This is a genomic window from Kineococcus terrestris (assembly GCF_041020755.1).
Taxonomy (GTDB): Bacteria; Actinomycetota; Actinomycetes; order Actinomycetales; family Kineococcaceae; genus Kineococcus; species Kineococcus terrestris.
This window is the reverse complement of sequence record NZ_JBEUEI010000064.1, coordinates 1-5856: the sequence shown is the minus strand read 5'-3', so window position 1 is coordinate 5856 and position 5856 is coordinate 1. Positions and strand designations below refer to the sequence as shown.

Annotated in this window: 6 protein-coding genes; 3 read left to right on the top strand and 3 right to left on the bottom strand. The window is 78.7% G+C overall.

Annotation, left to right across the window (positions count from 1 at the left end; genetic code table 11):
- Positions 1-114: 114 nt before the first annotated feature.
- Positions 115-414 (bottom strand): DUF4193 domain-containing protein, encoded by a 300-nt coding sequence (locus tag AB8M62_RS19930; protein WP_369052355.1) that lies wholly within the window; start codon positions 412-414, stop codon positions 115-117.
- Between the two features lie 697 nt (positions 415-1111).
- Between AB8M62_RS19930 and AB8M62_RS19925 the strand changes: the two genes are divergently transcribed.
- On the top strand, positions 1112-1414 hold the full coding sequence (locus tag AB8M62_RS19925) for a hypothetical protein (protein ID WP_369052356.1): 303 nt from the start codon (positions 1112-1114) through the stop codon (positions 1412-1414).
- A 48-nt stretch (positions 1415-1462) separates the two neighbouring features.
- Here AB8M62_RS19925 and AB8M62_RS19920 read toward each other — a convergent pair whose 3' ends face one another.
- Entirely contained in the window at positions 1463-2305 is an 843-nt protein-coding gene (locus AB8M62_RS19920; RefSeq protein ID WP_369070661.1) for an inositol monophosphatase family protein, read from the bottom strand.
- Complete coding sequence (locus AB8M62_RS19915; RefSeq protein WP_373695020.1) at positions 2302-3435, bottom strand: ferrochelatase; 1134 nt, start codon at positions 3433-3435, stop codon at positions 2302-2304. Before AB8M62_RS19915 ends, AB8M62_RS19920 begins: the two co-directional genes overlap by 4 nt.
- A gap of 191 nt (positions 3436-3626) precedes the next feature.
- Here AB8M62_RS19915 and sepH point away from each other — a divergent pair, with 191 nt between their 5' ends.
- Positions 3627-4943, top strand: coding sequence for a septation protein SepH (gene sepH / locus AB8M62_RS19910; RefSeq protein ID WP_369070660.1), 1317 nt, complete (start codon positions 3627-3629; stop codon positions 4941-4943).
- A 26-nt stretch (positions 4944-4969) separates the two neighbouring features.
- The gene (locus tag AB8M62_RS19905) at positions 4970-5728 is read left to right on the top strand and encodes a ThuA domain-containing protein (protein ID WP_369070659.1); all 759 of its coding nucleotides are present in this window, start codon (positions 4970-4972) and stop codon (positions 5726-5728) included.
- Positions 5729-5856: the final 128 nt, after the last annotated feature.

The following is a 5856-nucleotide window of genomic DNA, read 5'->3' as shown; positions in this document are numbered from 1 at the left end:
CCCCCCCCCCCCCCCCCCCCCCCCCCCCCCCCCCCCCCCCCCGCCCCCCCCCCCCCCCCCCCCCCCCCCCCCCCCCGGCGGCCCCCCCCCCCCCCCCCCCCCCCCCGGCACCGCTCAGGCGGCGCAGTCGTTGCAGATGATGCGCCCGCCGCCCGTGTCGTGCAGCTGGCTGCGGTGCACCACGAGGAAGCAGCTCGTGCAGGTGAACTCGTCCTGCTGGCGCGGGAGGACCCGCACCGACAGCTCCTCGTTGGACAGGTCGGCGCCGGGGAGCTCGAACCCCTCCGCGGCCTCCGTCTCGTCCTCGTCGACGGCGCCCGAGCTCTTGTCCGTCCGGCGCGCCTTGAGCTCCTCGATGGAGTCCTCGTTCAGCTCGTCGTCGGTCTTGCGCGGTGCGTCGTAGTCGGTCGCCATGACCTCGCCTCACACTCCATGCGTCGCGTCGTCCCGGGCTGCGCGGGGGGGACCCCCGCAGCCGGATGCAGCCCGGTCGAGCCGTGCGCCCGGACCGCCCACGGGTGAACGTGCGACGGCCCGGATCCATGCCCGGTCCCCCTCGGGTCCCTGCCTCGTCCCTGTCCTCCGCCGCGTCCCGTCGTGGTCACGGTCCGCGCACGGCGAGGAGGCATCATGACCTACCGCCGCCGCGCTGACGAACCGGGGTGCGGTGACCGGCCGGCACCGTGACCGGGGCGGGACCGGCGCGCGACCGCGGTGTGACCGGCGCGCCCGGCCGGCCGTGTCCCGCCCGGCGCCGCGACGCCCCGCCGACACCCGCGCGACACCGCCGCGACACCGGTGCGCCACCCGGTGGACAGCGCCGGAGGCGTTGCGGCGCAACGTCACCGGTCACCGTCCACACCGCGGCGCGCGAGGAGTTGGTCGCGCGCCCGCCGCGCCGTAGTGTGCGCTCGTCCCGCCGACGGCGGTGCGCCCGCGGCGGGGGAACCCGCGCGGGCCCCGCAGCGTCGGAGGACCACGGCGTCCACCGGACCGCCGCCGGACCACCACGACCCGCACGACGCCCGACCACGCCCGCAGCCGCGACGCTCGCCCGAGCCCCGCGGTGACCACCCGCCAGCCCCCGGGGTCCGCCCCACGAGGAGGTGCCGTGTCCGAGCAGGAACCGCTCCCCGCCGTCGCTCCCGCGACCGTCCCCGCCGCGTTCGTCGCCGAGCTGACCGAGCGGGTGCGGCGCACCCGCACCACCATCGAGGCCGCGGCCGCCGCCGGCGAGGACGACCTCGTCGAGGCGCACCTGGCCGAGCTGGAGTCCCTCGTGCGCCTGGCCGCCGCCCACGACGTGGCGCTGCCCGACGTCCTCGCCTACCTCGACGGCCACCGCGCGCCGGTCGACCTGACCGGCGCCCACGTCGTCGACCTGACCGGGCTGCGCGCCCGGACCTGCGCCTGACGCCCTCCCGGGCGGGCGGGGGTCCCCCGGCCCGCCCGGGGCGGTCGCTCAGCCCGCCAGGGCGCGCTGCAGCACCGGGTGCAGGCGGGGACCCGCGGCGAGGAGGCCGTGGGTGCCCGCCGCACCGCCGGTGAAGTCCGTCACGACCGCGCCCGCCTCGCGCGCCACGAGCCAGCCGGCCGCGAAGTCCCACGGGTTCAGCCCGAGCTCGTAGTAGGCGTCCACCCGCCCGGCCGCGACGGCGCACAGGTCCAGGCTGGCGGTGCCGATGCGCCGCAGGTCGCGCACCTGCGGCATGAGCCGGGCCAGGACGGCGGCCTGGTCGGCGCGCCGCTGCGGGTCGTAGCCGAACCCGGTCGCCAGCAGCGTCGCGCCCAGCTCCGGGCCCTCCGGGCAGCGCAGCGCGCGGGCGGGCGAGCCGCCGCGGCGCACCCGCGCGCCGCCGCCGCGCACCGCCGTCCACGTCTCGTCCACCGACGGGTCGCGCACCGCGCCGGCCAGGACCGTCCACGTGGCGGGGTCGGGGCGTCCGGCGCCGGAGACCTCGTCGGTGACCACGGCGACGCTGACGGACCAGCTGCGCAGCCCGTAGAGGTAGTTGACGGTGCCGTCGATGGGGTCGACGACCCACGTCAGCCCGCTGGTGCCGGGCCGGTGACCGCCCTCCTCGCCGAGGAAGCCGTCGTCGGGGCGCAGCGCGGCCAGCCGCTCGGCGACGAGCCGCTCGGAGGCGTGGTCCATGGCCGTGACCACGTCGGTGGGGCTGCTCTTGGTCGCCGCGACCTCCACGCGGTCGGGGCGGCCGGTCAGCACGAGCTCGCCCGCGGCGGCCGCCACCTCCTCGGCGACGGCCAGCAGCTCCCGCGGGTCGGGGGCCGGGTGGCCGCTCACACCGGCGCCGGGGCCTGGTAGTCCTCGCCCGTCGCGGCGGGCAGCTCCGCGCGCAGGTTGCGGCAGCAGCCCACCGGGCACACCTCGTGCGAGGGGCCCAGCGCGCCGGTCGCCGGCTGGTCCGGTCCCTCGCCGCGGGCGCGCGCGGCGCGCTCCTCGACGAGGTCGACGAGGCCGGCGACGAACGTGCGGTCCGCGCCGACGGTCGCGGCGCGGGCGAACGGCAGGCCGATCTCCTCCGCGGTCTCGCGCGCCTCGGTGTCGAGGTCGAACTTGACCTCCATGTGGTCGCTGACGAACCCGATGGGCGCCACGACCACGGCGGGCACGCCCTGCGCGTGCAGCTCGCGCAGGTGGTCGTTGACGTCGGGCTCCAGCCACGGCTGCGAGGGCGGGCCCGAGCGCGAGCAGTACGCCAGGTCCCAGTCGGGCACGGTGCCGGTGCGCCGCCCGACGCGCTCGGCCACCGAGCGCGCCACGTCCAGGTGCTGGCGCACGTAGGCCCCGCCCCCGGCGGCCGGGGGGCCGGACACCTCGTCCATCGCGGTGGGGACGCTGTGGGTGACGAACACCACGCGCGCGCCCGCGCGCTGCTCGGGGGTCAGCTCCTCCAGCGCGGCCACGACGGCGGCGGCGTTGACCCCCGTGAAGGCCGGGTGGTTGAAGTAGTGGCGCACCTTGTCCAGGTGCAGCTCGCGCCCCTCCTCGGCCAGCGCCTGCGCGGCGCGGGCGAGGTCCTCGCGGTACTGCCGGCAGCTGGAGTAGGAGGAGTAGGCGCTGGTGAAGACCGTCAGCACGCGCCGGGCGCCGCGCTCGTGCGCCTCGCGCAGGACGTCGGTGACGTAGGGCTCCCAGTTCCGGTTGCCCCACAGCAGCGGCAGGCCGGCCAGGCCGCGCTCGTCCAGCTCCCGGCGCAGCTGCGCCAGCAGCTCCTTGTTCTGGTCGTTGATGGGGCTCTTGCCGCCGAAGTGCAGGTAGTGCTCGGCGACCTCCTCCAGCCGCTCGCGCGGGATGCCCCGCCCGCGCGTCACGTTCTCCAGGAACGGCATGACGTCGTCGGGGCCCTCGGGACCGCCGAAGGAGAGCAGCAGGAGTGCGTCGTAGGGCGTCGCGTCGCTCACGCCGCACATCATCCCCGGCGCGCGCGGGAGCCGCCCGTCCGGGGGCTCGTGGCCTCGATCACGCCCGCGGGCCGGTCGTCCGCGGGCCCCCGTGCGCGCCCGGTGGAGGTCACCGGGGCCGGTCCGGTGCAGGATGGACCCGGTCGCGGACCCGGACCGGCCCCGGTCCGGACCTCGAGCGACCGCCGGGAGGAGACCTCATGCAGGACCTGAGGCTCGTGGGCGTCCACGACGACGGGGAGCACGTCGTGCTCGGCGCCGCGGACGGCACCCGCTACCGGCTGCGGGTGGACGAGGCGCTGCGCGCGGCCGTGCGCCGCGACCGCGCCCGGCTCGGGCAGCTGCAGATCCAGATGGACACCCGGTTGCGGCCGCGCGACATCCAGGCCCGCATCCGCGCCGGCGAGACCGCCGAGGACGTCGCCGCCGCGGGCGGGCTGCCCGTGGAGCACGTGCGCCGCTACGAGGGCCCCGTGCTGGCCGAGCGGGCGCACGTCGCGGGCCTGGCGCGGCGCTCGCCGTGCGGGCGCGGGGCGCGGGCGGGCACCCTCGACGAGGTCGTCGTCAGCCGGCTGACCGCGCGCGCGGTGGACCCCGAGGGCGCGCGCTGGGACGCCTGGCGCTCGGAGGAGGGCGCCTGGACGGTGCAGGTGGAGTTCGTGGCCGGCGGGCGCAGCCGGGTCGGCCGCTGGACGTTCGACCCCTCCTCGCGGGTGCTGTCGGCCACCGACGACGAGGCCCGCTGGCTCTCGGAGGAGGAGCCGCCCGAGCCGGGGCCGCTGCCGGCGCGCCGGCTGGCCAGCGTGGGCGAGGCGCTGCGCCCCGGGGAGCGCGTGTACGACGTGGAGGCCGACGGCGGGGTGCGCGCCAGCGGCCGGGCGCGCTCGGCCGAGGACCTGCTCGACGCGCTGGACGCGCGGCGCGGGGTGCGCCCGGGCGGCCACGCGCCGGATGCCGGCGAGCAGCGGGGCGGCACCGCGCCGCAGGAGCAGCCGGACCCGGCCGACGCGGCGGCGCCGCGCGTGGACGCGCTGCTGGCCGACCCGCCGCCGGCGCACCCGGCGGACTCGGCCCCGCACGAGCACCCCGACGACCGCGTCCTGCCGGACCGGCGCCCCGCGCGCGAGCCCGCCGGGCGGGGCGCGCCGGAGGAGGCGCCCGAGGCCTCCGAGGAGCCCGCGGCGCCCGGGCGGCCCGACGGCGGGTCGCGGCCCGCGAGCGGCGGGGAGCCCGCGACCACCGCACCCGACGGGGCGGGGCGCGCGCCCGCGGGCGAGGCCCCCGACCAGCCCGTCGAGGCCGCCGCGGCGGAGGGGGACGGATCGGGCGACGGACCGGGCGACGGACCGGGCGACGGATCGGGCGGCGGCGCGGCCGGGGGCGATGGTGCGGAGCCGCCGCGGCCCGGGCCCCGGCGGCGCAACCGCTCGGCCCGCCGCGCCGGCGGGTCGGGGGCGCAGAAGCGCTCCAGCGTCCCCAGCTGGGACGAGATCATGTTCGGCACCAAGAAGGACTGAACGACCACCGAGTTCGAGGAGCGCGCGTGAGCCAGCCCGACGGCGGGAACCCGGTGCGGGTGACGGTCTGGAACGAGAACGTCCACGAGACGCGGCAGCAGCCGTCGGAGATCGCCGGCTGGTACCCGGACGGCATCCACGGCGCCCTGGCGGCCCTCGTGGCCGAGCAGGTGCCCGGCGCGCAGGTGCGCACCGCGGTGCTGCAGGACGACGAGCACGGCCTGAGCGAGGAGGTCCTGGCCGGCACCGACGTGCTGCTGTGGTGGGGGCACATCGCCCACGGCGAGGTCCGCGACGACGTGGTGGAGCGCGTGCAGCGGCACGTGCTGGGCGGGATGGGGCTGCTGGCGCTGCACTCGGCGCACTACTCCAAGCTCTTCACCCGCCTGCTGGGCACCACGGGCTCCCTGGCCTGGCGCAACGACGGCGAGCGCGAGGTGGTGTGGACGATCGACACCGCCCACCCGATCGCCCGCGGCGTGCCGAACCCCTTCGTCATCGAGACGCAGGAGATGTACGGCGAGCCGTTCGACGTGCCTCCGCCCGGGGAGCTGGTGTTCATCAGCTCCTTCGCCGGTGGCGAGGTGTTCCGCTCGGGCATGACGTGGCAGCGCGGCCGCGGCCGGGTCTTCTACTTCTCCCCCGGCGACCAGGAGTACCCGGTGTACCTGCACCCGCACGTGCGCACGGTGCTGGGCAACGGCGTGCGCTGGGCGCACCAGCCGGACGTGGAGCGGGTCGTGCCGTCGGTGTCCAACCCGCAGCGCGACTGGTTCGTCCCCTGAGCGGGGGGGGGGGGGGGGGGGGGGGGGGGGGGGGGGGGGGGGGGGGGGGGGGGCGGGGGGGGGGGGCCGGGGGGGGGGGGGGGGGGGGGGGGGGGGGGGGGGGGGGGGGGGGGGGGGGGGCGGGGGGG